Origin of the sequence: Massilia sp. CFBP9012, from assembly GCF_034045115.1 — a bacterium.
Lineage (GTDB): Bacteria > Pseudomonadota > Gammaproteobacteria > Burkholderiales > Burkholderiaceae_D > Telluria.
The window spans coordinates 83,440-109,215 of sequence record NZ_JAXCWM010000014.1 but is presented as its reverse complement, the minus strand read 5'-3'; the positions used below and the strand labels follow the sequence as shown (position 1 = coordinate 109,215).

Annotated in this window: 26 protein-coding genes; 8 read left to right on the top strand and 18 right to left on the bottom strand. The window is 64.9% G+C overall.

What is annotated here, in order from left to right:
• Nucleotides 1-4 precede the first annotated feature (4 nt).
• Nucleotides 5-463, bottom strand: coding sequence for a carboxymuconolactone decarboxylase family protein (locus SOM61_RS21685; protein ID WP_208279055.1), 459 nt, complete (start codon nucleotides 461-463; stop codon nucleotides 5-7).
• Nucleotides 464-707: 244 nt separating this feature from the next.
• On the opposite strand from SOM61_RS21685, the gene SOM61_RS21680 reads away from it, so the two are divergent.
• Nucleotides 708-1,520, top strand: a complete 813-nt coding sequence (locus tag SOM61_RS21680; RefSeq protein WP_320476002.1) for an SDR family NAD(P)-dependent oxidoreductase — start codon at nucleotides 708-710, stop codon at nucleotides 1,518-1,520.
• Nucleotides 1,521-1,535: 15 nt separating this feature from the next.
• Here SOM61_RS21680 and SOM61_RS21675 read toward each other — a convergent pair whose 3' ends face one another.
• From SOM61_RS21675 to SOM61_RS21620, 12 genes are all read right to left on the bottom strand, one after another.
• Complete coding sequence (locus tag SOM61_RS21675; protein ID WP_320476001.1) at nucleotides 1,536-2,285, bottom strand: flagellar brake protein; 750 nt, start codon at nucleotides 2,283-2,285, stop codon at nucleotides 1,536-1,538.
• A complete protein-coding gene (locus SOM61_RS21670) occupies nucleotides 2,278-2,637 on the bottom strand; it encodes an EscU/YscU/HrcU family type III secretion system export apparatus switch protein (RefSeq protein ID WP_320476000.1) in 360 nt (119 codons plus the stop codon). The genes SOM61_RS21675 and SOM61_RS21670 overlap by 8 nt, the downstream gene beginning before the upstream one ends.
• The gene (gene fliK, locus SOM61_RS21665) at nucleotides 2,630-3,775 is read right to left on the bottom strand and encodes a flagellar hook-length control protein FliK (RefSeq protein ID WP_320475999.1); all 1,146 of its coding nucleotides are present in this window, start codon (nucleotides 3,773-3,775) and stop codon (nucleotides 2,630-2,632) included. The genes SOM61_RS21670 and fliK overlap by 8 nt, the downstream gene beginning before the upstream one ends.
• Before the next feature lie 15 nt (nucleotides 3,776-3,790).
• Nucleotides 3,791-4,120 carry a flagellar protein FliT gene (locus SOM61_RS21660; RefSeq protein WP_123069766.1) on the bottom strand — a complete coding sequence of 110 codons (330 nt, stop codon included), beginning with the start codon at nucleotides 4,118-4,120 and terminating at the stop codon, nucleotides 3,791-3,793.
• Nucleotides 4,121-4,133: 13 nt separating this feature from the next.
• A complete protein-coding gene (fliS, locus tag SOM61_RS21655) occupies nucleotides 4,134-4,586 on the bottom strand; it encodes a flagellar export chaperone FliS (RefSeq protein WP_320475998.1) in 453 nt (150 codons plus the stop codon).
• Between the two features lie 22 nt (nucleotides 4,587-4,608).
• Entirely contained in the window at nucleotides 4,609-7,233 is a 2,625-nt protein-coding gene (gene fliD, locus SOM61_RS21650; protein WP_320475997.1) for a flagellar filament capping protein FliD, read from the bottom strand.
• A 178-nt stretch (nucleotides 7,234-7,411) separates the two neighbouring features.
• Entirely contained in the window at nucleotides 7,412-7,774 is a 363-nt protein-coding gene (locus SOM61_RS21645) for a flagellar protein FlaG (protein WP_320475996.1), read from the bottom strand.
• 87 nt (nucleotides 7,775-7,861) lie between these two features.
• Nucleotides 7,862-9,313, bottom strand: a complete 1,452-nt coding sequence (locus SOM61_RS21640; RefSeq protein ID WP_320475995.1) for a flagellin N-terminal helical domain-containing protein — start codon at nucleotides 9,311-9,313, stop codon at nucleotides 7,862-7,864.
• A 242-nt stretch (nucleotides 9,314-9,555) separates the two neighbouring features.
• A complete protein-coding gene (gene fliB, locus SOM61_RS21635; protein WP_320475994.1) occupies nucleotides 9,556-10,785 on the bottom strand; it encodes a flagellin lysine-N-methylase in 1,230 nt (409 codons plus the stop codon).
• Between the two features lie 59 nt (nucleotides 10,786-10,844).
• Nucleotides 10,845-12,437: a GGDEF domain-containing protein gene (locus SOM61_RS21630; RefSeq protein WP_320475993.1), complete on the bottom strand. Its 1,593-nt coding sequence runs from the start codon at nucleotides 12,435-12,437 to the stop codon at nucleotides 10,845-10,847.
• A 133-nt stretch (nucleotides 12,438-12,570) separates the two neighbouring features.
• Nucleotides 12,571-13,218, bottom strand: coding sequence for a response regulator transcription factor (locus tag SOM61_RS21625; RefSeq protein ID WP_320475992.1), 648 nt, complete (start codon nucleotides 13,216-13,218; stop codon nucleotides 12,571-12,573).
• Nucleotides 13,215-14,321 (bottom strand): sensor histidine kinase, encoded by a 1,107-nt coding sequence (locus SOM61_RS21620; RefSeq protein ID WP_320475991.1) that lies wholly within the window; start codon nucleotides 14,319-14,321, stop codon nucleotides 13,215-13,217. The genes SOM61_RS21625 and SOM61_RS21620 overlap by 4 nt, the downstream gene beginning before the upstream one ends.
• 112 nt (nucleotides 14,322-14,433) lie before the next feature.
• On the opposite strand from SOM61_RS21620, the gene greB reads away from it, so the two are divergent.
• Entirely contained in the window at nucleotides 14,434-15,000 is a 567-nt protein-coding gene (greB, locus tag SOM61_RS21615) for a transcription elongation factor GreB (protein WP_123069760.1), read from the top strand.
• 28 nt (nucleotides 15,001-15,028) lie between these two features.
• The gene (locus SOM61_RS21610; RefSeq protein ID WP_320475990.1) at nucleotides 15,029-15,628 is read left to right on the top strand and encodes a biliverdin-producing heme oxygenase; all 600 of its coding nucleotides are present in this window, start codon (nucleotides 15,029-15,031) and stop codon (nucleotides 15,626-15,628) included.
• A gap of 157 nt (nucleotides 15,629-15,785) precedes the next feature.
• Here the strand turns inward: SOM61_RS21610 and SOM61_RS21605 are convergent, their stop codons facing one another.
• From SOM61_RS21605 to SOM61_RS21590, 4 genes are all read right to left on the bottom strand, one after another.
• Nucleotides 15,786-18,032, bottom strand: coding sequence for a RelA/SpoT family protein (locus tag SOM61_RS21605; protein WP_320475989.1), 2,247 nt, complete (start codon nucleotides 18,030-18,032; stop codon nucleotides 15,786-15,788).
• A gap of 78 nt (nucleotides 18,033-18,110) precedes the next feature.
• Nucleotides 18,111-18,314 carry a DNA-directed RNA polymerase subunit omega gene (gene rpoZ / locus SOM61_RS21600; protein WP_123069763.1) on the bottom strand — a complete coding sequence of 68 codons (204 nt, stop codon included), beginning with the start codon at nucleotides 18,312-18,314 and terminating at the stop codon, nucleotides 18,111-18,113.
• Nucleotides 18,315-18,391: 77 nt separating this feature from the next.
• A complete protein-coding gene (gene gmk / locus SOM61_RS21595) occupies nucleotides 18,392-19,039 on the bottom strand; it encodes a guanylate kinase (protein WP_320475988.1) in 648 nt (215 codons plus the stop codon).
• A 234-nt stretch (nucleotides 19,040-19,273) separates the two neighbouring features.
• Complete coding sequence (locus tag SOM61_RS21590; protein WP_320475987.1) at nucleotides 19,274-20,161, bottom strand: YicC/YloC family endoribonuclease; 888 nt, start codon at nucleotides 20,159-20,161, stop codon at nucleotides 19,274-19,276.
• Between the two features lie 94 nt (nucleotides 20,162-20,255).
• On the opposite strand from SOM61_RS21590, the gene SOM61_RS21585 reads away from it, so the two are divergent.
• The 5 genes from SOM61_RS21585 (at nucleotide 20,256) to hemW (ending at nucleotide 24,903) form a co-directional block, all read left to right on the top strand.
• Entirely contained in the window at nucleotides 20,256-21,263 is a 1,008-nt protein-coding gene (locus tag SOM61_RS21585) for a serine/threonine protein kinase (protein WP_320475986.1), read from the top strand.
• Nucleotides 21,264-21,265: 2 nt separating this feature from the next.
• A complete protein-coding gene (locus tag SOM61_RS21580; RefSeq protein WP_320475985.1) occupies nucleotides 21,266-22,192 on the top strand; it encodes a PP2C family protein-serine/threonine phosphatase in 927 nt (308 codons plus the stop codon).
• Between the two features lie 12 nt (nucleotides 22,193-22,204).
• Entirely contained in the window at nucleotides 22,205-22,975 is a 771-nt protein-coding gene (gene rph / locus SOM61_RS21575) for a ribonuclease PH (protein WP_320475984.1), read from the top strand.
• Nucleotides 22,976-23,075: 100 nt separating this feature from the next.
• A complete protein-coding gene (gene rdgB / locus SOM61_RS21570; protein WP_320475983.1) occupies nucleotides 23,076-23,666 on the top strand; it encodes an RdgB/HAM1 family non-canonical purine NTP pyrophosphatase in 591 nt (196 codons plus the stop codon).
• Nucleotide 23,667: 1 nt separating this feature from the next.
• On the top strand, nucleotides 23,668-24,903 hold the full coding sequence (gene hemW / locus SOM61_RS21565) for a radical SAM family heme chaperone HemW (protein WP_320475982.1): 1,236 nt from the start codon (nucleotides 23,668-23,670) through the stop codon (nucleotides 24,901-24,903).
• A 3-nt stretch (nucleotides 24,904-24,906) separates the two neighbouring features.
• Here hemW and SOM61_RS21560 read toward each other — a convergent pair whose 3' ends face one another.
• Complete coding sequence (locus tag SOM61_RS21560) at nucleotides 24,907-25,761, bottom strand: zinc-binding metallopeptidase family protein (protein ID WP_320475981.1); 855 nt, start codon at nucleotides 25,759-25,761, stop codon at nucleotides 24,907-24,909.
• Between the last annotated feature and the right edge of the window lie 15 nt (nucleotides 25,762-25,776).

Genomic DNA, 25,776 nt, shown 5'->3' with positions numbered 1-25,776 from the left:
TCGTTTACATGCCCGGGGCGGGATGCACCGGGATCTGGTTGCGCAGACTCAGGTTGATGACGTTCCAACCGCGAATCGCCGCGATAGTATAGCCAAGTTCGGCGATCTCGTTCTCGCTGAAATGCTCGCGCAGTGCCGGCCACGCGGCGTCGGTGTCGTCGCGGTGCGGCAGCGCGTTGACAGCGTCGGCCCAGGCCAGGGCGGCGCGTTCGCGCTCGCTGAAGAACGGCGATTCACGCCATGCGGCCAAGGAGTTCAGGTGGCGTGGATCGGCTCCCTGCTTGATCAGGTCGCGCCAGTGCATGTCGATGCAGACTCCGCAGCCATTGAGCTGCGAGACACGCAGCTGCACCAGCTCGAACAGGCGCTCGCCGATCGAGCTCTGGCGGTTGGTCATCGACAGGTTGACCATGGCTTTCAGGTTGGCGGGGGCCAGGGTGAACAGGTTCAGACGTGCGGACATGATGTGTTCCTTTCAGGGTGGCGAGGGCGCACTGTGCGGCCTTCTTGCAGATAAGACGAGCGGGCGCGCGCGGCTGTGACATGCGGAGCGATTTTTTTTCGAAGCTCTCCCAAAAGGAGGAGCGCGCCGCCCCGGGCCTGCCGATGCGCGATGCCGGCCTCCCTCCGATTAAAGAGGCATCAAGATTGCATCTTTTTGGGCGGCTCGCTACACTGGTCCCGCCAATTTCTGAAAGGGACATCCAATGACGCACGCAAACAAGGGAACCGCCGTGATCACCGGCGCATCGACTGGCATGGGCGCGGTGTATGCCGACCGCCTGGCGCGCCAGGGCTACGACCTGGTGCTGATCGCGCGCGACGAAGAGCGCCTGGGGCGCGTGGCGAGCCTGGTGCGCGCCGCCACCGACCGCAAGGTCGAGGTGCTGGCCGCCGACCTGGTCGATCCGCACGCGCTGCGCCGCGTCGAAGCGCTGCTGCGCGTGCGCGGCGACGTCACGCTGTTGGTGAACAACGCCGGCATCGGCTCGGTCGCGCCGCTGCATGGCGACGACGTCGATGCAATGGACCGGATGATCGCGCTGAACGTCACCGCGCCGACCCGCCTGTGCTATGCGGTGGCGCCGGGCATGGCGGCGCGCGGGGCCGGCACCATCGTCAACGTGTCGTCGATCGTCGCGGTCGCGACCGAGATGATGAATGGGGTGTATGGCGCCAGCAAGGCCTATGTGCTGGCATTTACCCAGGCGCTGCAGCACGAGTTCGGCGCCAAGGGCTTGCGCGTGCAGGCGGTGCTGCCGGGCGTGACCGCCACCGGCTTCTGGGACACGCTGGGCCATCCTTTGGAGCGCCTGCCGGCGGAGGTCGTGATGAGCGTGGACGACCTGGTCGACGCCGCGCTGGCGGGCCTCGCGCAGGGCGAACAGGTCACCATTCCGGGGCTGCACGATGGAGAAAAATGGACTGCCTACGATGCGGCGCGGCGCGAGCTGGCCGGGATGTTCGGCAATGCCGCGCCGGCGCCACGCTACGCCGTGCCGGCGCGTCAGGCCACCTGAGGGTTCAGGCCGATTTCAGGCCAAACCGGCGAGCTTGGCATTCCGCTCGCGTTCGAGCTTGGTGATATAGCGCTGCACGGCCGCCAGGCCGCCGCGCGAGATGTCGACGAACTGGCAGCCCAGGCGGCGGCTGGTCTTGTGGTTCAGCAGGGTGAGGTCGAGCCAGTTGCGGATCTCGAGCGAGGTCGCGATCGGACCGATCTCGGGCAGCTCGATGCGGCAGCCCTCGATCACGCGGCCGATGCCCGCGCCAAGTTGCAGCTTGTTGTCGAGCAGGGCGATGCCGCCGACGCTGATGTCGTGCAGCGGGAACACGCCCATGCCGCCGCCGGCGTCGATCGGCACCGGAATCAATGCGCGCACCGGATTGCTGACCGGCGTCGGCATGCGGTAGTACTCGCGCCGCTGCAGGCGGATCAGGGTGGGCGGGATGTCGGCGCGCAGCGCGGGCTCGCCGCGCCAGGTGGTGGCGGCCAGGCCGTCGGCGCCGAACAGGATGCGGATCCTGTCGAGCGAGGTTTCGCATTTCACGCGGCCGGCGGCCACGATGCGTTCGTTCTGGGCGCGGTCGACCGAGCGGTCCAGCACCACCGTGCCGCTGTCTTCGTCGACCGCCAGGATCGAAGTCACGCAGACGTCGGCCTCGCCCTTGATCAGCATGCGAATCAGCTGGTTCTTTTCTCCGATCTGGCGCAGCAGCGCCACGATCTCGCGGCGCGATCCAACTTCGAAATCGTGCCAGTCTTCCAGTTCTGCTTCATTCATCGCTTGCTTCTGTCCTTGCCGCTGGTTCCATTGGGAGGTGGGGCGTCGGATCGGGCGCGGGAGGCAGTAGCTCACCATGTTGTCGAGCCGACTCTATATGATATAGCCATGCCAACAGTTCCGCAATTGCCCGATACAGGGCCGGCGGAATCTCGCGGTCGAGATCGACCTGCATCAGCAGCGACACCAGCTCCTTCGATTCGTGCACGAACACCCCGGCGTCCTGGGCGCGCTGGATGATCTGTTCGGCGATCATGCCGGACCCCTTGGCCACCACGGTCGGGGCGCGCTCGCCGGCGCCATAGGCCAGCGCCACGGCGTTCTGGCGCCGCTTGCCGGCCGATTCAGTCATCGCCCGCATCCTTCGCTTCGGGCTTGCCGGTGCGCGCGCGCGCATCGAAGCCGGCCAGCGGCGTGCCCACCGCATCGAGGGCGCTCGCCAGTTCCGGCATGTGTTCGCGCAGCAGGCCGGCGGTGGCGTCGTCGGCCGCCGCGAACTGCACCTGCAAGGCGCCGTTCACCATGCGCAGCTGCGCCTCGAGTTCGCCCAGCTGCGGAAAGCGCAGGCGCAGGCGCGAGTGCCAGATCGCCTGCTCGCCCTCGCCATCCTTGCCGCCATGGGCCTCGCGCTGCACGTCCCATTCCATCGGCTGGCCCGGCCACAGCTGGCCCTTCCAGGCCAGTTGCGATTGTTCCTGGGCCGCCAGCTGCATGCTGATGAACTGGGCGGTGGCGGGATCTTGCGGATTGGGACGCACGCCGCCCTGCGCGGCCTGCTGCTGCGGCTCGCCAGCCAGTTCGGACATGGGCAGGGCGCCGCGCGCCCATTCGGCCACGTGCGATTCGTAGAACAGGCCGCTCTTGCCGAAGGCCTGCTGCAGGCCGGCGGCCAGCGCCGCCGGATCGGCCCCGGGGCCGCCCACCAGCGGCGCGCGGCCGACGATGGAGGACAGCTGGCTGTCGGCCTTCCGGGCCGCGGCCAGCACGCCGGCCAGGGCCTGGGCGGTGGGACTCAGGGTGGTGTTCTTCGCTTCGGTGCCGCCGGCGAAGGCCTGCGCGGCCATCGCGCCGCTGGAAGCCAGCAGGGCGCTGGCGCGGCTGACGGCGGCGCCTTCGCGGTACGATAGCGGCGCATGCGCGCCGTCAGCATCTTCTTGCGGCGCGGGGCCGGCTTCGGCGAAGGCGGTGGTGGCGTTGTTGGCCTGGGAGCCGACCTGGAAGGTGGGCCGCGGATGCAGGCCGACCAGGGTCATCGGCACGTCGGCGCCGACCTGGGCGCCGGGTGGCAGCTGCATGCGGGCCTGGGTGTCGGCAAACTTGACGACGAAGGTGCCGTCGGTCAGGCGGGCCTGGATGGCGCCGTGGATGGCCTTGCCCAGGAACGGCGCGATCTCGCGCGCGAAGGCTTGCTGGCGCGGATCGGCGGCCTGCTCGGCCGGCCGCGCCGGGGTGACAGGCGCGACGCTGCCGACGAGTTCACGCGGCAGCATCGGGCCCTCCCATTATCAGACGCCGTAGGCGCGCACGACGCGGCGTTCGGTCGAGGTGCTCTTCATCAGCGACGACAGGTGCGCCATCCATGGCATGGTGAGGTCGCGGATCTGGCGGTCGAAGTCGAGCATGCGGCGGATCGCATTGACCTTGCGCAGGCGCTCCGGGCCGCCCAGCGGCGCGCCGCCTTCATTGGCTTTCAGGCGGTTGGCATGGCGCGCGCATTCCTGCTCCAGCTCGGCCAGGCGGTCCCACTCATTGGCGCTGGCTGCATCCAGCATGCGCTCGGTGATGCCGACCATGGTTTCGTAGGTGGTCACGACTTCCTGTCCGCTCATCGTCATCGTCATCATTTCCTCAAACGCTCATCAGGGTAGGGGCTTTCTGGATCGCCGGCGGCATCGGTTCGGGCGCTTCCTGCTGCTCGCCGATCTGGACCCAGGCGCCGCGCAGGTCGGCCATCAGGCCGTGGACTTCTTCGACGATCGTCGCGTCGTTCTTGATGTTCGCTTCCAGCAGGCGGCGGCTCATGTAGTCGTACAGCGCATCCAGGTTTTGTGCAATTTCCCCACCGGCCTTCTTGTCGAGCGAGGCGCGCAGGCCGTTGTCGATGATGGTGATGGCCTTCGAGATCGAGGCGCCCTTGATGGCGATGTTCGACGACTTGATGCCGTTGATCGCGCTGAGCAGGGCGACGATCACGCCGTCGTACAGCATTACCACCAGCTTGTGCGGCGAGGCGGCGGCAACGCCGGTTTCCAGGCCAACCGTGGCATAGGCGCCGACACCGCGTTTCGGGGTTCCAAACATGTGATTCTCCAGTAATGCTGAATTAACCCCAGTTGGACGACAGGGTCGCCAGCTGCTGGGTGAGATAGTTAGAAGTGTTCTGCATCGAGCTCATCATGGCGTCGAGCGCGACGAACTGCGCGCGGTAGCGCTTTTCGATGCTTTCCAGGCGCGTCTCGAAGCGTTCGCGCTGCGAGGCAATCGACTTGATCGAGACGCTCAGGCCATCGGTCTTGGTTTGCAGCAGGCTGTCCTTGCCGACGAAGCCCGCGGCCAGGTTGGTCAGCTGGTGGGCGAAACCCTGCGAGAAGGTGACGCTGCCGCGGTCGCCGATCATGCCGCCGGTGACCGACACCTGGATGCCTTCGGCCGGCGAGCCGGCCGCCGCGGTCAGCGACTGGCCGTTGCCGGTGGCGGCGACGCCGCCGATGGTGCCTTCCACGTCCGTGCCCTTGGTCGGCGCGGCGCCGCCGAAGATGCTGTCGACCGGGCTGCCGCTGACGGCGGCAATCGAGATGTTCGACAATTCGCCATACTTGCTCGACGACAGCTTCAGGCGGCCATCGTCACCCACCTCGGACTCGACCGTGTCACCGGCGCCGGCGAAGACCGAGTTGCCGTTGATCGCGGAGCGGATCAGGGCAGCCAGGTCGTCGTTGCTGTAGGTGCCGGCCTGGAGCTTGATCTCCTGGGTCTTGGTTTCGGTGACCGGGTCGGTCTGGTTCAGCGTGACGCTCCAGACCGTGTTCGGTGCGATCGTGGTCGAACCGCTCAGCGCGGCGCTGCTGGTCAGGTTGCCGCGGGTCGCCAGGTTGGTGATATTGATCGCATAGGTGCCGGCCTTGGTGGCGGCGCTCGACTGGCCGAACTTGATCATGTTGTCGGTGGTCGAACCCATCGCGGCGAACAGGCCGCCGAAGTCGGCCGCATTGTCCGTGATCGCCTTGTTGAGCTTGGTCGAATTGACTTGCAGGCTGCCATCTTTCTGGAAGCCGATGCCGATCTGGCTCAGCGAGGTCAGCTTGCCGCCAGTGCCTTCCATCACCGTGCTGATCTGCTTGCGCAGCTGGCTCTGGATCGCGCGCACGCTGGCGTCGCCCTGCAAGACCGCGCCTTTCTGGGTCTCGGTGTTATAAGCGGTCAGGCCGTTGATCGTCTTGTTTAGTTCATTGTAGGCCTTGACGAATTCGTTCACCGAGCTGGTGATGGCTGCGGTGTCCTTCGACACCGTCAGCGTCGAGCTGCCGACGGCCGACACATCCAGGGTCACGCCCTGGATGGCCCCCGAGACCGAGTTGCTGTCGCTCTTGATCTCGATGCCGTTCATGTTCAGCTTGGTGCTCTGGGCGCCGGCGGTCTGGGTCATGCCCTGCGTGCCGGCCGGGTCGTAGCCGAGCATGGCGGCGATGGCCGGATCGCCTGCCTCGCCGTCCTCGCCGCCGACGGTAATCTTCATGGTCGTCGCTTCGCCGGTCTTGTTCGAGGTCAGCACCAGGTGGTAGGGCTTGGCGCTGCCGTCGGACACGATGGTGGCCGTCACGCCCATATCGCCCTTGTTGATGGCGTCGCGGATGCCTTGCAGCGACTGGTCGCCGGTGCCGAGGGTGATTGTCTTGCTGTTGATGGCGCCGTTCAGAGAAAAGCCCGCGCCCATATGGGTGCCGACGCTGCCGGCGGTGAAGCCGGCGGCGGCCGGGTTGGTGCCGCCGACGGTGATCTGGTTACCGTCGTTCGAGCTCAGGGTGACGCCGGCGGTCGCCGTCACGGTCGAGCCGGTATTGGCCGCGGTAGCGGCCAGGCCGATGCCGCCGCGCACGGTACCGGTCACGGTCTCGGTCACGTCGATGGAGGAGCCGTCGGACGCGCTGAACTGCAGCGTGCCCGCTGCGGCGCTGCCGCTGACGGTGATATTGGCAGCGGCCAGGGCATTGCGGGCGCCGGCGCCCGCCAGCGCGGTATCGAGGCCGGCGCCGGTAAGGGGCGCGCTGCCCGGCGTCAGGTTGGCCAGCTGCACGCCGCCGACCGACAGGGCATAGCTGGAGCCGGGGTCCACGCTGACCTGGCCGAAGTTGTTGAACAGGCCGGCGGTGGTGCTGGCGGCGCCGGCCGTGGCGACCACGCCGGTCTTGTCGGATTGCGCATTGATCGCCTCGGCCAGGGCGCGTGCGCTGCGGGTGGTCGGGCCGGTGCCGATCGCGACGCCGTTCAGGCTCAGCGAACCGTTGCCGATGCCGCTCGATGCAGCGGCCAGGCCCAGCGCATTGCCGCTGGCGCCGAAGGTGCCGCCGCTCGCGGTGCCGAACTGGAAGGTCAGGGTGGTCGGCGCGCTGCCGCCGATGGTCGAGGTCGTGCTGGCGTAGCCATTGCTCTTGAGGCTCTGGGCCTGCGCCAGCTGGGTGACGTTGATCTTGTACTTGCCCGCGACGGCGTCGGCGCCGGCAGTGGCGGAAAAGATGTCCTTGTTGCTGGCGCTGGCGCTCAGGCCCAGGAAGGTGGCGGGAGTGTTCAGCTTGCTCAGGGCGGACTGGAAGGTGCCGACCGCGGCGCTGACCTGGCTGTACGCGGCGCTGCGCGACTGCAGCGCGAGCGTCTTCTTGTCGTAGTTGGCCAGCGGTGCAGCCTCTTGCTGCATCAGCTGTGAAACCAGGCCATTGATGTCGAGTGCCACTTGTATCTCCCGTGAAAGCGATAATGTAAGTGATTATCGGCAGAAACAAACGGTACTTAAGAGCGGTAAATGTGGCTTTATTTTGATTTTGCGAAACAGTTACGATCCCGTTCAGGCCAGAACCATATAAAAAGCGCCACGTCCTCGCGGAGGTGGCGCTTTTTCACCCAAAAGTGATTCAGGCGGTTTGCCGGATCAGCAATCCCTGCATCTTGTCGATTGCCTTGGCCATTTCCAGTGCCTCCTTGCTCGGCATCTGACGCACCACTTCCCTGGTGCTCTGGTCGATGATCTTGACCACGATTTCCTTGCTGTCCTCGTCGATCTCGAACTCCAGAGACTGGGCCGAGGGCGGCATCGCCTCATTGAGCTTCTTGACGGCTGCCGACACTTCGTCCTTGCCGGGCAGCGCATCGGGCGCATCCGGCGTATCCGGACGCACCTGGCGAGCGTTGACCGTGCCCGCCGCAGTGGCAGCGGCCGCAGCCGGACGTTCCTCGGGCTTGGCGATGCTGGGCGTACCAATTGACTGGATCTGCATGTCGCACTCCCTAATGAAAATTCCCCGGCCAGATTTCTCTGGCCGAGGAACCGCTTACCTCGCGTTGTTACTACCGTTGGCTAGCGATTAGCCACGCAGCAGCGACAGGACGCCGTTCGGCAGCGAGTTGGCCTGGGCCAGCATCGAGGTACCAGCCTGCTGCAGGATCTGACCGCGGGTCATCTTTGCGGTTTCAGCAGCGAAGTCGGTATCGACGATGCGGCTGCGCGATGCCGACAGGTTCTCGGTCGACGAACCCAGGTTCGAGATCGCCGATTCGAAACGCGACTGCAGTGCACCGTATTCGGCGCGCTGGCTGTTGACTGCTGCCAGGGCTGCATCGGCGGTGCGGATGGCAGCCTGTGCGCCTTCGAAGGTGCCGATATCGAGGTCGGCCACCGAATCGAGGTCCGAGTTACCGCCCAGGCCCATCGTGGTGGTCGCATCAACCACCGAGAAGCTCTTTTCCGAGTTCATGGTGATCTTGCCCATCGCGGTGCCGCCGTCCGCGCCCATCGTGTCAACCGCGGTGCCCTTGACACCGTCCGTATCGTACGTGGACAGAACGGCGTTGTTGGCAGTTGCGCCAGTGGTGGTGTTCTTTACCTTGATGTCGTTGCCGTCGGCGTGGGTCAGCTTGATGCCGCCGTTCTTCGAATCGTACGACGCGGTGACGCCGGTCTTGGCCGACTGGGCATTGAAAGCGCTGATGGCGCCGGCGTGGCCGTTGGCGTCGTCGGTGCCGATCGAGAACGAGATCGTCACGGCGTCGTCGTTATCCGACTCCAGCGTCATCGTGTACGACGCGCTGGCGACCAGGTCCAGGTTGGCGTCGGTCTTTGCAGTCGCGGTGACACCGGTTTCGCCGCTGGCGTTGTTGATCTGGGCCGCGGTGGCTTTGGCGGTGTCGCCGGCAGCAACGTTGATGCCCTTCGAACCTTGCGAGCCGTTGATGGTGACGGTGCCGGCAACCACGCCGTTGGTCGCGGTGGAAGCGGCGCTCTTGGCGGCGATGTCGGTGGTGTTATTGCCGTAGGTCGAGGTGGTGAAATTCGAGCCCGACATCGAGATCAGCTGGCCTGCATTGGCGCCGACCTGGAAGTTCGCGGTGCCCATCGTGCCGTCCATCAGCTTCTGGCCGTTGAACTCGGTGGTGTTGGCGATACGGTTCAGTTCCGAGGTCAGTTGGGTAACTTCGGTCTGCAGGGCTTTACGGTCGCTCGACGAGTTCGACGAGTTCGACGACTGCACTGCCAGTTCACGGATACGCTGCAGGATGTCGCCCGAGCTCGACAGGGCGCCTTCGGCGGTTTGCGCCATCGACACGCCATCGTTGGCGTTACGGGTAGCCTGGGTCATGCCCTTGATCTGCGAGTTCATGCGGTCGGAAATCGCGAGGCCGGCGGCGTCGTCCTTGGCGCTGTTGATGCGCATGCCCGACGACAGGCGTTGGATCGAGGTGTTCAGCTGCGACTGCGAGGTCGACAGGTTACGCTGCGAGTTCAGGGAAGGAACGTTGGTATTGATTACGGATGCCATGGTGTCTACTCCAGAGACGTGGTCTTACAGGGTGCAGCGACCGTGCTGCTGTGTACTTTGGTCCGTCGCGCTGTTCCGTGACGTTCAAACCGCTGTTGTTGCTGGTAACGGTGCCCTATGGAAAAAGTTTAGGGCCCCGTTTCGAAAAAAATGGCTTGCGAGTAAGGCGCTGGCAAAAAGCGCTGGCCTTGGCGGCAGGCAAAAAAGGAACTTGAGGGCAAAAATAATTTTTATTTTGGGGCTCAGGTCTTGAGTAATGTGTACAGTTTGCCAAGTTCCGCCCAGCCGCTGTCATACAGGGAATCGTTGACGCGCTTGGTATAGCCGGGCACATGCTGGAAACGCCGGCAATGCAGCTGCACCGTCGACACCAGGGTGGCGAGCGGCGGCAGCTCGCCTTCGGTATTGCATTGCACGGCAAGAATCAGGCGCAACAGCCCGAAGCGCGCCATCAGCTGCACATAGCTGTCGTAGGGCGTCGCGCCATTGAACGGGATGAGTTCGACCAGGACTTCATTGACCAGGTAATGCTCGAGCAGCCATGGCGCCTGGGCCAGCGCCTCGTCGAGGCGGCCCAGGCCGTGCCGGTAGGCGCCCACCAGGCGCTCGGCGCTGACCTGGCCGTGGGCATCGGCGCCGAACCTGGTGGCGACCTGGTGCATCAAGGCCTGTTCGAGCGTTGAGCTGGATTCGAAGCCCTTGGTTGCCCACAAGGTGGCGAACACCATGGCCTGGGCGTCATGGTCGGGCTGGATCAGGTCCAGCGTCGCGACCAGCTCGCCGTTGTCGACCAGGCGCACGAAGTCGTCGATCATGGCGGGAATGGTCTCCTGACCGCCACTCGCGCATAGCGCGCTCAGGGTGTCGCAGAAGGCGCCCAGCAGCGCCAGGCGCTGCCACAAGGATAGTTCGCGGGTACGCAGCAGGTTCAGGAAAAAGATGCGCGTCTCGGCCATCAGCGCCGGCGATACACCGAAACGCGGCCCGACGCCGAGCATGGCCGCATGCCTGAGCTGGACCGGGGCCTCGACGAAATCGAAGGCGTCCTCGGCCAGCAGGGCCAGGCGCGCGGCTTCGGGACAGGACAGGGTGATCGACTGCTCGACCTGGCCATGCACGCTGCGGTTGGTGCGCGGGTAGGTGTGGCAGGTGTCGGACAGGTAGGATTCGCCGAGGTGGGTCTGCACCGAGCACATGCCATCCTGGAGTGCCGGGCATCGCTGTTCCTGGCCAACCGCCGTGATCGCACCGTAGGCATCCTCGCCGCCACCGTCCAGGCGCGTCATATTGGCCATCATGCGCCCGAGGGCCGGGACCGATTCCTTGCGATAGGCCTTGTAGGTCTTCTTGTCGACATACACCGCCCAGCCGGAGCAACAGGTGTCTTCGCAACTGGCGCCGATGCAGCGGAACCGCTCGACGAAGCGGGGCATGAGCGCGGACAAGGACTGGGTGCGATGCAGGATGGGCATGGACTGGCTGCTTGATGATGACTACATTGCAGCCGAGTTTACATCCGGCATGACGCCGGTCAATCCGCGATCACCACCCGATTCTTCCCGCTATTCTTGGCTTGGTACATCGCCTTGTCGGCGCGCGCCATGAGCGACGCCTGCTCTTCGTTGGGTGTGCGCAGCGCGACCCCGCACGAGAAAGTAATGAGCATCTTCTCGTTATCGTGCAAGAAGAAGTGCTTGGTCAGCTCGCGCTGCACCCGCACCATGGCCGCCGCCGCAGCGTCGACCGTGGTCTCGGGCAGCAGGATCAAAAATTCCTCGCCGCCGAAGCGGGCGATGACGTCCATCGAGCGCAGCGTCTCGCGCACCACCTTCACCAGGTGCTTGAGCGCGGCGTCGCCCGCCATATGGCCGTAGGTATCGTTGAGCCGCTTGAAATTGTCGAGGTCGAGCAGGGCCACGCACAGCGGCGTCTTTCTGCGGTCGGCGCGCGCGCTTTCGCGTTCGAACACGTCGTCCAGGCCGCGGCGGTTGAGGCTGCCGGTCAGCTGGTCTTCTCGCACCAGCTCGCTCATATGCTGCAGCTCGGCTTCGAGCTCGCGGATGCGCTGCTCGGCCTCCTGCACCTCTTTATGCGCGCCGACCATGCGGTCGCGCGAGGCCAGCGCCTCGTCCTGGGCGCTGCGCATCTCGCGCAGCACTTCGTCGAGCACGCCGTTGATCTCGTTTACGTCGGTGGCGCGGCCGATGCGCTCGGAGAAGCCGCCCAGCCTGGCGTGGTAGTCGCTGGTGGAGGCGGCGGCCGAGCCCAGGCGGTCGATGAAGGTCATCATCATGTTCTTCATGGCCCCCCGCACGTCGTCGATGCCGTGCTTGAGGTGGCCCTGCTTGATGATCACGTCCTTCAGGCCGCGGGTGGCGTCTTCCAGCGCGCGCGCGTCGAGCGGGCCCTTGATCAGGTCCTGCACCACCAGCACCTGGCCGCGCATATAGTTGTCGTCGTCGAGCAGGCCTTCGATATTGTCGAGCAGCAGGCGGAACAGGCGCAGCAGCAGTTCCTGCTGTTCGGCGCCGTCGTCCTTGCGCAGCTCGATCTGGAAGCACAACTGCTTCAGGCGCGCCGCGATGTCCTGCAGTTCCGATTCGCCGACGGCGGTCTTGACCGCCGCGCCCAGCGCCTCGGCCTCGGCCGACAGTTCGGCGTCGCCGCTCAGCAGCGAGGCGCAGGCGAACGACAGGGTGCGCGCCAGCATCTCGCGCAGCAGCACGGTGTCCGGCTCCTCGTCGCCCAGGGCCATCACCGGGGTATTGCGGCGCAGATGGCGGTCAAGCATCTGCCCCAGCGCCTGGGTATAGCCGGTCCAGTCTTCGAGCTTGACCGCGCGCGCCATGCGGCGGCCATACTCGGACAGCTCGCCCGGCGTTTCGGCCATGCGGCGCGCGAAGCCGGCCAGGACCTCGACCGCGCCAAGGTCGGGAGCAGGTGCGGGATTCGATACGGGAGGCGGCACCGATGGCGTGCCGGCGATCTCGTCGTAGATGGCGCGATAGTTGTCCGGGGTCGGCGCGAGGCGGCGCGTGGCGAGGCGGCGGAAGGCCTCGCGAGCGATCTCAGCGGGGTTGGCTGGCTGGTTCACGGCGGGCGCGGCAGGAGTTGAGATGGACATGGATTACTGCGCAATGACGAATTCGCGGGATTGGCGACATGATAATCAGCTTTTTTGCCGTGCATCAATTAAAAAACGGTAACACGGCCGGTGAATGCATCGGTTGCCGCCTTATCACAACGGAATGTCACATTCAATCCACCAAACCGTTACGGATGGCGTAGGTCGTCAGTTCGGCGCTGGTCTTGAGTTGCATTTTGACCAACAAGCGGGCGCGGTATTCGCTGATGGTCTTGACCGACAGCGACAGCTCGCGCGCGATCTCGCTGACCGTCATCCCTGATGCGATCATGGTCAGGGTTTGGTATTCGCGGTCGGACAGGCCTTCGTGCACCGCCGCCTCGTGGTCCGCGCCGATCGAGCTGGCCAGGGTCTGGGCCAGCGCCGCGCTCACGTATTTCTGGCCGCCCGCCACCTGGCGGATCGCCGTCACCAGCTCGCGCGGCGCGCTCTGCTTGGTGAGATAACCGGACGCGCCGGCCTTGAGCGCGCGGATGGCGTACTGGTCTTCGCGGTGCATCGACAGCATCAGTACCGCCAGTTCGGGCCGGTCTTTCTTTATTTGCTTCAACACGTCGATGCCGTTGCGGTCGGGCAGCGAGATATCGAGCAGCATCACATTGGCCTTGGACTTGCCCACCAGCCGTGCGGCGTCGACGCCGTTCTCGGCCTCGCCCGCGACGTTGATGTCGCGTTGCTCGGCCAGGATCTGCTTCAGGCCCTCGCGCACGATGGCATGGTCGTCGGCAATGAAAACGCGGATGGTTACTTTTTCGGTCATTCTTCTTCTTGTGCTGCCCTGTCTGTCGCCGCCTGCTGCGCGGAGGTCCGGGGTGCCAGCCTGGTCTTGATGGTCACCATCGTGCCACCTCCGGGCGCACACGACAAGGCCAGCGTGCCGCCCAGGGCATTGGCGCGCTCGCTCATGCCGCGCAGGCCGAACGATTGCGGCTTGAGCCGGTCGGCGGGCTGGATGCCGCGGCCGTTGTCGCAGATCGACAGGGTGAGCAGATTGCGCTGGCGTCGCAGCGACACCGTGACCCGGGTCGCACTGGCATGCTTGGCGATGTTGGTGAGCGCTTCCTGGAAAATGCGGAACAGCGCGGACGCATGGTCGGGCTCGAGTTCCAGGTCTTTGTCCGGGCAGCGCATGATGACGGCGATCCCCATCTGCTTCTCGAATTCGTGCGCCTGCCATTCGAGTGCGGCGACGATGCCGAGGTCGAGCGTGCTCGGGCGCAGGTCGAGCGAGATACGGTGCACCGCCTCGATGGTGCGGTCGACCAGGCCGTCGACGTAGTTGGCCTTGTCGATCAGGTCCGGCTGATCGGCAGGCAGGCGCGCCGACAGCATCGCCAGCGCCATCTTGATCGCGGTGAGGTTGCCGCCCAGGTCGTCGTGGATTTCGCGCGCGATGCGGGTGCGCTCGTCTTCCTTGGCCTGCTCGATATGCGCGGTCAGCTCGGCCAGGCGTTCGCGCGAACGGTGCGATTCTTCCTGCTCCTGCTTGCTTGCCGTGATATTGGTCATGATGCCATCCCACTGAACTGCGCCGTCCTCGCGGGTGTGCGGGGTGGCGCGCAGGTTGATCCACTTGACGTCGTTCCAGGCCGGAATGCGGATCCGTCCTTCCCAGTTCCAGGCCGCCAGGGCGGCGGCCGATATCTGCATCGCTTCGTGGTAGGCGCGCCGGTCTTCCGGCAGGATCAGCCCTTCGAACAGGGCGGGATCGTCCTGCAGCTCGCCGGGCGCCAGGCCGAGCAGCGCGCTGCAGCCATCGTTCAGGCAGGGAAAGCCGATGGCGCCGTCGGGATGCAGGACGAACTGGTAGACCAGGCCGGAGGTGGGAGGATGTTCGGTGTGGAAAGAGGAGGGCAGGCTCATTGTTTGTCTCGTCGCTTCTTTTTTTTTGCACTGCTTTTGGGTTGTCTGCATCATACGATAAAAGCGCGCGAATCCCGGCGCAGGCGACGCCAAGTCTCGTTACAATAAGGTCATGAATAAGGCATTTGTTAAAGAGTCCGACAACGACGACGACGAAGACGCGTTGGCCCTGGCGCAAGCGATTCCCGCCGGCGCCAAGAACTACATCACCCCGGCCGGCTACCAGCGCATCAAGGATGAGCTGCTGCAGCTGATCGACGTCGACCGTCCCGAGGTGGTGCGCATCGTGCACTGGGCCGCCTCCAACGGCGACCGTTCCGAGAACGGCGACTACATCTACGGCAAGCGCCGACTGCGCGAGATCGACCGCCGCATCCGCTTTCTCACCAAGCGCATGGATTCGGCCTTCGTGGTCGACCCGACTGTTCACTACGGCAATGACCAGGTCTTTTTCGGGGCCACGGTGGGCTATATCAACAAGGCCGGCGAGGAGCACACCGTCACCATCGTCGGCGTGGACGAGCTCGACCCGTTGAAGGGCAAGATCAGCTGGGTGTCGCCGGTGGCGCGCGCACTCACCAAGTGCCGCGAGGGCGATGTGGTGCCGCTGCAGACCCCGCTCGGCATGGACGAGCTCGAGATCATCTCGGTCGACTATCCCGAGCCCGTGGCCGACTGATTTATTGGTTCGCTGCTAAGATGAGGGCATGAACCGACCTCACGATACGGCGCCCGATGTGGACGCCCTGGCCGCGCTGCGCGCCGCCACTTCCGAACGCCACGAACGCCTCGACAGCGGCCTGCCGCTGTCCGGGCCTGCTCCCGACCTGAACGATTACGCGACCCACCTGACCATGGTGCGCGACTGGCTGGCGCCGCTGCAGACCTGGCTGGACGGCTTTGCCGACGGTCCGCAACAAGTGCTGCCGGCGGTCGAGCGGCTGGCGCTGATCGACGCCGATCTGAATGAGCCGGGCATGCCGCCTCTGCGCGCGCCGTCCAATCCACATGCCTGGCCGCGGGATGCCAGCGCCGCCTACCGCTGGGGCGTGGCGTACGTGATCGAAGGTTCTCAGCTGGGCGGGAAGGTGTTGTACGGGAATCTCTCGGAGCGGCTGGCGCCGCATCCGCTGCGCTACCTGCGCGGGGCCGATGAAGGTCCGGGACCGCGCTGGCGCGCGTTCATGCTGGCGCTGAAAGAGCACGTGAAGTCGCCCGACGAGATCGCGGATGCGTGCGCGGGGGCGTGTGCGGCGTTTGACAGTATTCTGGGGCTGAGTATCGACAAGGTCGACAAGAACACCTGAGGAAGACTCGTCGTAGCACGCACCCCTGGCACGTCGTTCCCGCGAAGGCGGGAACCCAAGCCTGCTTGCTTAGTGGTGCTGTTTAATTTAACTCTACGCGTAAAAACTTAGGTTCCCGCCTGCGCGGGAACGACGTGGTTACGCACGTGGCCGGTCGTTAAGACCGCTCCCGCTCCACCCGATTGACCCCCGCCACCCGGCGCAGATTACGGATCAGCTGCGCCAGATGCACCCGGTCCTTGATCTGGATCGTGAAGCGCAATTGCGTCATGCTGTGCTCGTCATCCTCGTCCATGCCGACATAGGTGATGTTGGCGTCCGACTCGCCGATCTCGGCGGCCACGCGGGCGAGAATGCCTTTTTCGTTGTTGATCAACAGGCGGATGCGACAGTCGAAGCGGCGGTTGAGCTCGTCGCCCCATTGCACCGCGATCCAGCGGTCGGGTTCCTTGGCGCGGACGCGCTTGGCCGGCAGGCAGTCGCAGGTGTGGACCACCAGCGCCTGGTCGCGCCGCAGCTGGCCAGTGATCTGGTCGCCCGGGATCGGCAGGCAGCACGGCGCCAGCTGCACCGCCACGCCTTCGCTGCCGTAGATCGTGACTGGCGCGATCTCGCTGCTGGGGATCGGTTTGTTCGAGGGCAGCAGTTCGGGGTCGCCCTCCATCAGACCGAAGATGTGGCGCGCCACCAGGGCCGGCATGCGCTTGCCGATGCCGATGTCGGCATACATTTCTTCCAGCGACTTGGCCGAGGTCTCGGCCAGCAGGCGCTCGATGACGGCGTCCGACAGTTCTGGCTTGATATTGCGCACTGCCAGCGCCTGGGCCAGCAGTTCCTGGCCCAGCTCGACCGATTCGTTGACGTCGATCGCACGCAGGTGGTGGCGGATCGCCGAGCGCGCCTTGCCGGTGCGGACGAACGTGAGCCAGGTCGGGCTCGGACGCGACTCCGGCTTGGTGATGATCTCGACGATGTCGCCGTTGTGCAGCTCGGTGCGCAGCGGCTGGTCTTCGTTGTTGATCTTGACGCCCACCGTGTGGTCGCCGATGCCGGTGTGGATCGAGTAGGCGAAGTCCAGCGCCGTGGCGCCGCGCGGCAGGGCGATGATCTTCGACTTGGGCGTGAACACATAGACCGAATCCGGGAACAGGTCCACTTTCACGTGTTCGAGGAACTCGGCCGAGTCGCCGGTCTGCTGCTGGATGTCGAGCAGCGACTGCAGCCAGGCATGGGTGCGGTGCTGCAGGTCGGTGATGTTGGAGTCGCCCGTCTTGTACAGCCAGTGCGCCGCCACGCCGCTTTCGGCGGTGCGGTGCATCTCTTGCGTGCGGATCTGGAATTCGACCGGGGTGCCGTAGGGGCCGATCAGGGTGGTGTGCAGCGACTGGTAGCCGTTGATCTTGCCGATCGCGATGTAGTCCTTGAACTTGCCGGGCATCGGCTTGTACAGGGCGTGCAGGGTGCCGAGCGCCACATAACAATTGGGCACGCTGTCGACGACGACGCGGAAGCCATACACGTCCAGCACCTGCGAGAACGACAGGTGCTTGTTGCGCATTTTTTTATAGATGCCGTACAGCGTTTTTTCGCGGCCGTCGACTTCAAACTGCAGTCCGCTCGAGGCCAGCTGGTTCTTGACCGCCTCGAGGATTTTCTTGACCACTTCGCGGCGGTTGCCGCGCGCGGCCTTGATCGCCTTCGACAGCGTCTGGTAGCGCAGCGGATACAGGTGCGAGAACGAGAGGTCTTGCAGCTCGCGATAGATATTGTTCAGGCCGAGGCGGTGGGCGATGGGCACATACACTTCCATCGTCTCGCCGGCGATGCGGCGCTTCTTGGCCGGCACCATGACGCCCAGCGTGCGCATATTGTGCAGGCGGTCGGCCAGCTTGATCAGGATCACGCGCACATCGGACGCCATCGCCAGCAGCATCTTGCGGAAATTTTCCGCCTGCGCTTCGAGCTGGCTCTGGAACTCGATCTTCTCGAGCTTGGACAGGCCGTCGACGAGGTTGGCGACCTGGGCGCCGAAGCGCTCGATCAGCTCGTCCTTCTTGACGTCCTGGTCTTCGATCACGTCGTGCAGCAGGGCGGCCATGATGGCTTGCGCATCGAGTTTCCACTCGGCGCAAATCTCGGCGACGGCGATCGGATGGGAGATATAGGGCTCGCCCGACTTGCGGACCTGGCCCAGGTGCATCTCGTCGGAGAAGCGGTAGGCTTCCTTGACCTTCTTGAGTTCGGCGGGCGTGAGGTATTCGGACAGCTTCGCGATCAGCTGCGTGACCGAGGCCACACCGGGCGCGACCGGCTCGGCAAAGTCCGGCGGACGATTGTCGGCGCGCCGCTCGCGTGGAGCAACGGGGTTGCGTGAATTGGTCGAATCTGGAGGAAACAGGTTCATTACGTTAGTCGTCAAGCCGTAGTAGGTACAGAATAACAGAAGACGGGATGACGCTAATTCAGGCAACCCCGAAGGGAATTACATCGGCACTTTTTTCAGCATTTCGATGCCGACCTTGCCGGCGGCGATCTCGCGCAGGGCGACAACGGTCGGCTTGTCCTTGGCTTCGACCTTCGGGGTGTGGCCTTGCAACAACTGACGAGCACGGTAGGTGGCGGACAGGGTCAGCTGGAAGCGGTTAGGGATGTTCTTGAGGCAGTCTTCGATGGTGATGCGGGCCATGTGTGCTCCTAATGTGCAATAAATTCAAAACGCGAGGGCAACGACAACAGTGAAAGCGCGCCTAAATGGCGCGCTGATCAGGATTGAGGTTGATGCGCGTGGATTCCCAGTTGGGCAAACAGCGTAGCGTTGCGGGCAGCTTGTTGGGCGAATCGGCAACGTGTCGCTTTGACAATCGCCTGCAGTTCGGCCAGGGCGACGTTAAACTCTTCGTTGATGATAGCATATTCGAACTCCGGAGCGTGAGCCATCTCGCCGCCAGCCGCCAGCAGGCGGCGCGTGATGATGTGCGGCTCGTCGGTGCCACGCTTGTGCAGGCGTTCTTCCAGCGCCTCGATCGACGGAGGCAGGATGAAAATGCCGGCCGCGTCCGGGAACAATTTCTTTACCTGGCGCGCGCCCTGCCAGTCGATCTCGAGCAGGATGTCGGTGCCGTTTTTCATCTCTTGTTCGACGGTCAGGCGGCTCGTGCCATAGTAATTGCCGTGCACCTCGGCCCATTCCAGAAATTCGCCGCGTTCGGCGCGGGTGACGAAATCCTCGGCGCTGGTGAAGTGATAGTGCTCGCCATCCAATTCGCCCGTCCGCGGCTTGCGGGTCGTGGTCGAGATCGACAGCTTGATGCCCGGTTCCTGCGCCAGCAGGGCGTTGACCAGGCTCGACTTGCCGGCGCCGGACGGGGCGGCGACGATGAACAGGCTGCCGGAGAAGGCTTGTGGGAGCATGGTGGTTCCTTTGTTAATACGTTTTATCGCGAGTGCGTGCCGCGATAATAATGACAATCACGCTAGCATAACTACGTTATTTTTTGCACTGCAAAAAATAACTTCCCGCGAAGGCGGGAACCCAAGTTTTTGGCGTCTCGATAACGCTTGCAAACTTAGGTTCCCGCCTGCGCGGGAACGACGTTTTGGGGCTGGCAAAAAAAATAAATGTGCGTGCTGAACAACGTCAGCGGATCACTCCAGATTCTGCACCTGCTCCCGCATCTGCTCGATGAGCAGCTTCAGTTCCATCGACGCGTCCGCCAGTTCCTTGACCGAGGCCTTGGCGCCCAGCGTGTTCGCTTCGCGGTTCAGTTCCTGCATCATGAAGTCGAGGCGCTTGCCGACCTGGCCGCCTTTTTTCAGGATGTGGCGGGTTTCGTTCAGGTGGGCCGACAGGCGCGACAGCTCTTCGGAGACGTCGATACGGATGCCGTACAGCGTCACTTCTTGCCGGATCCGCTCCAGCACTTCCTGGCGCGTGAGCGTCGATGGATTGCCGTGGCCGGCCAGGCCCAATGCATCCTGCATGCGCTCGATGGCCTTGTGCTGGAATTGCGAAATGACTTGCGGGATCAGCGGCGTGATGCGCTTGACGATCGCTTCCATCGACTCGATGCGCGATTGCAGCATCGTTTCGAGCGCCGCGCCTTCGCGCCTGCGGCTGTCGACGAAAGCGGCGATGGTGGTGGCGGTGAGGGCGGCCACGTCGGCCTGCAATGACTCCTGGCCGATGGTCGATTCTTCGATGACGCCGGGCCAGCGCAGCAGTTCGGCCACCGTCATCGGGGTTGCCTGGGCAAAGTGACGGGTCACTTCGCCCTGCAGGCGGGCGAGGTCGGCCAGCAGTTCCTGGTTCAGCGCCGAGGAGCCGCCGCTGACCTTGCGGCCGAACGACAGCCGCACCTCGACCTTGCCGCGCGTGATCGCGGCCATGATCGCCGAACGCAGGTCGGGTTCCAGCGCGCGCAGTTCGTCATTGATGCGGAACTGCAGATCGAGGAAGCGCGAGTTGACGCTCTTGATTTCGATCGTGAGGGTTCCGGCAGCGCCTTCGCTGGTGGCGACCGCATAACCTGTCATGCTTGAAATGCTCAATGGGATCCCCGGTTTTTATTCTTTACAAAGCCGACATTTATCCACACAATCGCCCTGTTTAGCAAGGAAACCCACTTGGATGGCTGCACAGAATAACGCTCCCCTGCCCGATGGGCTGGACATTGCCGGATACCGCATTGTAAAGAAAATTGCGTCCGGTGGGTTCAGTATTGTTTACCTTGCCTATGACAGCGAAGGCAATGCGGTCGCCATCAAGGAGTATTTACCGAGCGCGCTCGCGCTGCGCCAGCCGGGCGAACTGGTGCCCGTCGTCGCCAAGCCGCACCTGGCCGTGTTCCGCATCGGCCTCAAGTGTTTCTTCGAAGAGGGCAGGGCGCTGGCGCGCATCGTGCACCCGAACGTGGTGCGCGTGCTGAACTTTTTCCGCGCCCACGACACCGTGTATATGGTGATGGCCTACGAATCCGGCCACTCGCTGCAAGAGCACATCGCGCGCGCCGCCGCCAAAGGCAGCCGCCCTGGCGAGCAGTTCGTGCGCCAGGTATTTACGGGCGTCTGCGCCGGCCTGCGTGAGGTGCACGCCAACAAGCTGCTGCACCTCGACCTCAAGCCCGCCAACATCTATCTGCGCACCGATGGCTCACCCTTGCTGCTCGACTTCGGCGCCGCGCGCCAGACCCTGCACAGCGATGCGCCGATGCTGGCGCCGATGTACACGCCGAGTTTCGCTGCGCCCGAATTGTCCACGCGCGGCGCCAGTCTCGGACCGTGGACCGATATCTACAGCCTCGGCGCCGCCATGCTGGCCTGCATGAGCTGTTCGACCCCGCAGTCGGTCGATGCGCGCCGCGCCGGCGACAAGCTGCTCGAGCAGCTCGATAAACTGGTGGGCCGCTATTCGCCCGAGCTGATCGACCTCGTGCAAGCCTGCCTGGCGCTCGATCCGCTCGCGCGTCCGCAGAGCGTGTTCGCAATCCAGAAAGCGTTGCAGGCCGCACCGGCGAAGCCGCTCGCGGCGGCGTCCGCATCGGCATCGATGAAGGCATCGGCGCAGCAAGGCGAGGCGCGAGGCGGCTGGCGCGCGCTTGTCGACCGTCTCGGCGCATTCGGGCGCGGCCAGGGGTAATCATGCAATTTTCCGTCTACCAGCAAAGCCATATCGGCGGCCGCAAGGTCAACCAGGACCGCATGGGCTACTGCTTCACGCGCGACTCGCTGCTGCTCCTGCTGGCCGACGGCATGGGCGGCCACATGAACGGCGAGATCGCCGCGACCATCGCGCTGCAGACGGTGTCGATGATGTTCCGCACGCAGGCGCGTCCCTACGTCAAGCGGCCCGAGCGCTTCCTGGAAGAAGCGCTGCTGCAGGCCCATCACGATATCCAGGCCCATGCCGCCACCCACGGCCTGCCCGAGATGCCGCGCACGACCGTCGTGGCCTGCCTGGTGCAGCACAACTGCGCGGTATGGGCCCATGCCGGCGACTCGCGCCTGTACTGGGTGCGGCGCAACCAGGTGCTGGCGCGCACGCGCGACCATTCGCATTTCGAATACCTGGTCGACCGCGGCCGCGCCGATCCGAGCGAGCGCGCGACCCACCCCGACCGCAACAAGCTGTACAACTGCCTGGGCGCCTCGAGCGCGCCCAAGATCGAGCTGTCGCACCAGGTCAGCCTGCAGCCGGGCGACGTGCTGTTGCTGTGCTCCGACGGCCTGTGGTCGATGCTGCCCGAGGCCGAGATCGTGCACCGCCTGGCAACCGGCAGCGTGGTGCAGGCCGTGCCCGAGATGGTGCAGATGGCGGCCGCCGTCGGCGGCGCCCAGGCCGACAACACGACCGCGCTGGCCATCGCCTGGCAGGGCGCCGACACCGCGCATGCGGGCCTGCCCAATGTGATCTCGACCCAGTTGCTGGGTGAGGATATGGTCAGGTCGATCATCGTCGAGGCCGATGCGGCTCCTGGCGGCGCGGACGCCTTCGGCGACGACGATATCGAGAAAGCGATCGCCGAGATCCGTGCGGCGATCGAGAAGTCATCCCAAGTCATCAAATAAGAAAGCACTACCATGACATTTGAACAGCGCCCCAGCGGCCGCGCGGTCGACCAGCTGCGTCCCGTCGCCATCACCCGCAACTACACGCGTCACGCCGAAGGCTCGGTACTGATCGAGTTCGGCGACACCAAGGTGATCTGCACCGCAAGCATCGAAGAGAAGGTGCCGGGCTTCCTGAAGGGGAAGGGCCAGGGCTGGCTGACCGCCGAATACGGCATGCTGCCGCGCTCGACCCACAGCCGCATGGACCGCGAAGCCGCGCGCGGCAAGCAGAGCGGCCGCACCCAGGAAATCCAGCGCCTGATCGGCCGCTCGCTGCGCGCCGCCTTCGACCTGGAAGCCCTCGGCGAGCGCACCCTGCACCTCGATTGCGACGTGATCCAGGCCGACGGCGGCACCCGCACGGCAAGCATCACTGGCGCCATGGTGGCGGCCCATGACGCCTTCGCCAAACTGGTAGCGGCCGGCCTGATCCCGGCGATCCCGGTGCGCCATTTCGTGGCCGCCGTCTCGGTGGGCGTGTATCGCGGCGAGCCGGTGCTCGACCTCGACTATCCGGAAGATTCGGATTGCGATACCGACATGAACGTGGTGATGACCGAAACGGGCCACTTCATCGAAGTGCAGGGCACGGCCGAGGGCGCGGCATTCGACCGCGCCGGCATGAACCGCCTGCTGGACCTCGCGCAGCACGGCATCGCCGACCTGATCCACCTGCAGAAGCAGGCCCTGCAGCTACACATCGGGGTCAGGTCTGACAATCAGACACGATCTCAGCCGTAAAAGCGATTATTGCTGAGGCTGTGTCCGAATGTCAGACCTGACCCCGCCGTTTCGTGAAGCCGGTAAAATAGCCGGCTCATTCAATCCAATCCGCATAACCATGACCCAACGCCTGATCCTCGCTTCCAACAACGCCGGCAAGCTGAAGGAGTTCGCGCAGCTGCTCGGTCCCATCGGTTTCGAGCTGCATCCGCAGGGCGAATTCGACGTGCCGGAGGCGGAAGAGCCGTTCGGCACCTTCGTCGAGAACGCGCTGGCCAAGGCGCGCCACGCGTCGCGCCTGACCGGCCTGCCGGCGCTGGCCGACGATTCGGGCGTGTGCGTGAATGCGCTCGGCGGCGCGCCGGGCGTGTATTCGGCCCGCTTTGCCGGGGAACCGAAATCGGACGCCCGCAACAACCAGAAGCTCGTCAGCGATCTGGCGGGGCTAGCCGATAAATCGGCCTATTACTATTGTGTGCTGGTCTACGTGCGCCATCCGGACGATCCGCAGCCGGTGATCGCCGATGGTCGCTGGAATGGTGAGATCATCGCCAGCCCGCGCGGCGAGAACGGCTTCGGCTACGATCCGCACTTCCTGATTCCGTCGCTCGGCAAGACGACCGCCGAACTGGCGCCGGATGAAAAGAACGCACTGTCCCACCGCGGCCAGGCGCTGCGCGCGCTGGTCGAGAAACTGAAGTCCGCCTGACATGATTCCGATTAAAGTCGCCGCCCCCGGGCCGAGCGAACCGCGTTCGCCGGCCAGCGCCGCGCTGCAATACCTGCAGCCGGGTGCGCTCAACCTCTCCGCCTTGCCGCCGCTGTCGCTGTACGTCCACTGGCCCTGGTGCGTGCGCAAATGCCCGTACTGCGATTTCAATTCGCACGAGGCGAAGGGCGAACTGCCCGAGCAGGCCTACCTGGACGCGTTGCGCCTCGACCTGGAGCAGTCGCTGCCGCTGATCTGGGGCCGCAAGATCCACACCGTCTTCATCGGCGGCGGCACGCCGAGCCTGATGTCGGCCGCCGGCCTGGACCGCCTGATGTCCGACCTGCGCACCCTGCTGCCGCTGGAACTGGACGCCGAGATCACGATGGAAGCCAATCCCGGCACCTTCGAGGCCGAGCGTTTCAAGAGCTACCGCGAGAGCGGCATCAACCGGCTGTCGATCGGCATCCAGAGCTTCAACCCGGCGCACCTGAAGGCGCTGGGCCGCATCCATGATGGTGACGAGGCGCTGCGCGCGGTCGAGATCGCGAAGAACACTTTCGAAAACTTCAACCTCGACCTGATGTATGCGCTGCCGTCGCAGACATTGGCAGAGGCACGCCGCGACCTGGAGACGGCGCTGTCGTTCGCGCCGCCGCACCTGTCGCTGTACCACCTGACGATGGAACCGAACACGGTATTCGCCAAGTATCCGCCGGCGCTGCCCGACGACGACCTCTCCGCCGACATGCAGGACATGATCGCCGAGGTGACCGGTGCGAGCGGCTACGAGCACTACGAGGTGTCGGCGTATGCCCAGCCCGGCCGGCGCGCGCGCCACAACCTGAACTACTGGAAGTTCGGCGACTACCTCGGCATCGGCGCCGGCGCCCACTCGAAGCTTTCGTTCCCGCACCGCGTGCTGCGCCAGGCGCGCTTCAAGCAGCCGGCGTCCTTCATCGAGGCCGCCAAGCGCGGCAACCCGGTGCAGGAAGAGCACGAGATCGGCCGCGCCGACATGGGCTTCGAATTCATGCTCAACGCGCTGCGCCTGACCGGCGGCTTCGATCCGAACCTGTTCGGCGAGCGCACCGGCATGAATATCAGTGCGATCACCAAGGCGCTCAACGAGGCCGAGGCGAAGGGGCTGATCTACCGCGACCACAAGCTGATCAAGCCCACCGAGCTGGGGCAGCGCTTCCTGAACGACCTGCAGGAGATGTTCCTGGTCGAATAACGCCTACGTTTCGACCGCGCCGGCCAGCGCGCCGAGGGTGAGCGACAAGCCGCTGACGATGCGCGCCATGCCGTCGTAGTCGTTGCGGTCCTGGTTCTGGCCTTGCACCTGGCCGGGCGGCGCCTGGGCGTGGAAATAGGGGAAGCGCAGGAAGCCGGTATCGGTGATCACCAGCGCAGGCCCGTCTTGTGGCCCGCTGCCATGCCCCGACAGGGTGAGCCCCATCACGTGGGCCGGCGCCGCCAGCCCCTGGTGGGCCAGCATCGGATCGCTGCGCAAGGCGGCCAATGCCTGGCGCACCTGCGCCGACGATTCACGCGTCCCAATGAAAGCCATGAAGTTGCCGCCATCGCGGCGCCCGGTGCTGGCGCGTCGCTCCGCGCTTGCGGAAAGCTCATCGTTCACGAAAAAGACAAAGCGGATCTCGGTGCCGTAAGCGGGATGCAGCGCCCTGGCCGCGCGCGCCAGTTCGAGCACGGCGGCGGCGCCGGCAGCGCCCGCGGCGGCGTCGTGGCCGAGGTGGGCGCCGACGATGAAGGTGCGGCTGGGACGTTCGCCGGGCGCCAGCCTGGACACCGTGACCTCGATGCTGCGGCCCGGATGCGCAGCATCGCCGCCTTGCCGGACACGCGGGGAATAACCGTAACGTCGCAGCGAAGTTTCGACGTGGCGCAGGGCGCCCTGTCGTGTGTAATTCGGCGTGCCCGGCGCGACCGCGGCCAGCGCCTGCGTATGCGCCTGCATGCGCACCGCCAGCGGCGGCACGCTCGAACTCGTGTCCATGGTCACCATCGCCAGCACGATGGCCAGCAGGATGGCGAGGATGACTTTCCAGTGCGAGTTGAAAAAATTGCGCATGGCGTCACACTGCGC

Coding starts and splice junctions, on each gene's coding strand:
- SOM61_RS21685 (WP_208279055.1), bottom strand. CDS start 463: ATGTCCGCACGTCTGAACCTGTTCACCCTGGCCCCCGCCAACCTGAAA.
- SOM61_RS21680 (WP_320476002.1), top strand. CDS start 708: ATGACGCACGCAAACAAGGGAACCGCCGTGATCACCGGCGCATCGACT.
- SOM61_RS21675 (WP_320476001.1), bottom strand. CDS start 2,285: ATGAATGAAGCAGAACTGGAAGACTGGCACGATTTCGAAGTTGGATCG.
- SOM61_RS21670 (WP_320476000.1), bottom strand. CDS start 2,637: ATGACTGAATCGGCCGGCAAGCGGCGCCAGAACGCCGTGGCGCTGGCC.
- fliK (WP_320475999.1), bottom strand. CDS start 3,775: ATGCTGCCGCGTGAACTCGTCGGCAGCGTCGCGCCTGTCACCCCGGCG.
- SOM61_RS21660 (WP_123069766.1), bottom strand. CDS start 4,120: ATGACGATGAGCGGACAGGAAGTCGTGACCACCTACGAAACCATGGTC.
- fliS (WP_320475998.1), bottom strand. CDS start 4,586: ATGTTTGGAACCCCGAAACGCGGTGTCGGCGCCTATGCCACGGTTGGC.
- SOM61_RS21645 (WP_320475996.1), bottom strand. CDS start 7,774: ATGCAGATCCAGTCAATTGGTACGCCCAGCATCGCCAAGCCCGAGGAA.
- SOM61_RS21640 (WP_320475995.1), bottom strand. CDS start 9,313: ATGGCATCCGTAATCAATACCAACGTTCCTTCCCTGAACTCGCAGCGT.
- fliB (WP_320475994.1), bottom strand. CDS start 10,785: ATGCCCATCCTGCATCGCACCCAGTCCTTGTCCGCGCTCATGCCCCGC.
- SOM61_RS21630 (WP_320475993.1), bottom strand. CDS start 12,437: ATGTCCATCTCAACTCCTGCCGCGCCCGCCGTGAACCAGCCAGCCAAC.
- SOM61_RS21625 (WP_320475992.1), bottom strand. CDS start 13,218: ATGACCGAAAAAGTAACCATCCGCGTTTTCATTGCCGACGACCATGCC.
- SOM61_RS21620 (WP_320475991.1), bottom strand. CDS start 14,321: ATGAGCCTGCCCTCCTCTTTCCACACCGAACATCCTCCCACCTCCGGC.
- greB (WP_123069760.1), top strand. CDS start 14,434: ATGAATAAGGCATTTGTTAAAGAGTCCGACAACGACGACGACGAAGAC.
- SOM61_RS21610 (WP_320475990.1), top strand. CDS start 15,029: ATGAACCGACCTCACGATACGGCGCCCGATGTGGACGCCCTGGCCGCG.
- SOM61_RS21605 (WP_320475989.1), bottom strand. CDS start 18,032: ATGAACCTGTTTCCTCCAGATTCGACCAATTCACGCAACCCCGTTGCT.
- rpoZ (WP_123069763.1), bottom strand. CDS start 18,314: ATGGCCCGCATCACCATCGAAGACTGCCTCAAGAACATCCCTAACCGC.
- gmk (WP_320475988.1), bottom strand. CDS start 19,039: ATGCTCCCACAAGCCTTCTCCGGCAGCCTGTTCATCGTCGCCGCCCCG.
- SOM61_RS21590 (WP_320475987.1), bottom strand. CDS start 20,161: ATGACAGGTTATGCGGTCGCCACCAGCGAAGGCGCTGCCGGAACCCTC.
- SOM61_RS21585 (WP_320475986.1), top strand. CDS start 20,256: ATGGCTGCACAGAATAACGCTCCCCTGCCCGATGGGCTGGACATTGCC.
- SOM61_RS21580 (WP_320475985.1), top strand. CDS start 21,266: ATGCAATTTTCCGTCTACCAGCAAAGCCATATCGGCGGCCGCAAGGTC.
- rph (WP_320475984.1), top strand. CDS start 22,205: ATGACATTTGAACAGCGCCCCAGCGGCCGCGCGGTCGACCAGCTGCGT.
- rdgB (WP_320475983.1), top strand. CDS start 23,076: ATGACCCAACGCCTGATCCTCGCTTCCAACAACGCCGGCAAGCTGAAG.
- hemW (WP_320475982.1), top strand. CDS start 23,668: ATGATTCCGATTAAAGTCGCCGCCCCCGGGCCGAGCGAACCGCGTTCG.
- SOM61_RS21560 (WP_320475981.1), bottom strand. CDS start 25,761: ATGCGCAATTTTTTCAACTCGCACTGGAAAGTCATCCTCGCCATCCTG.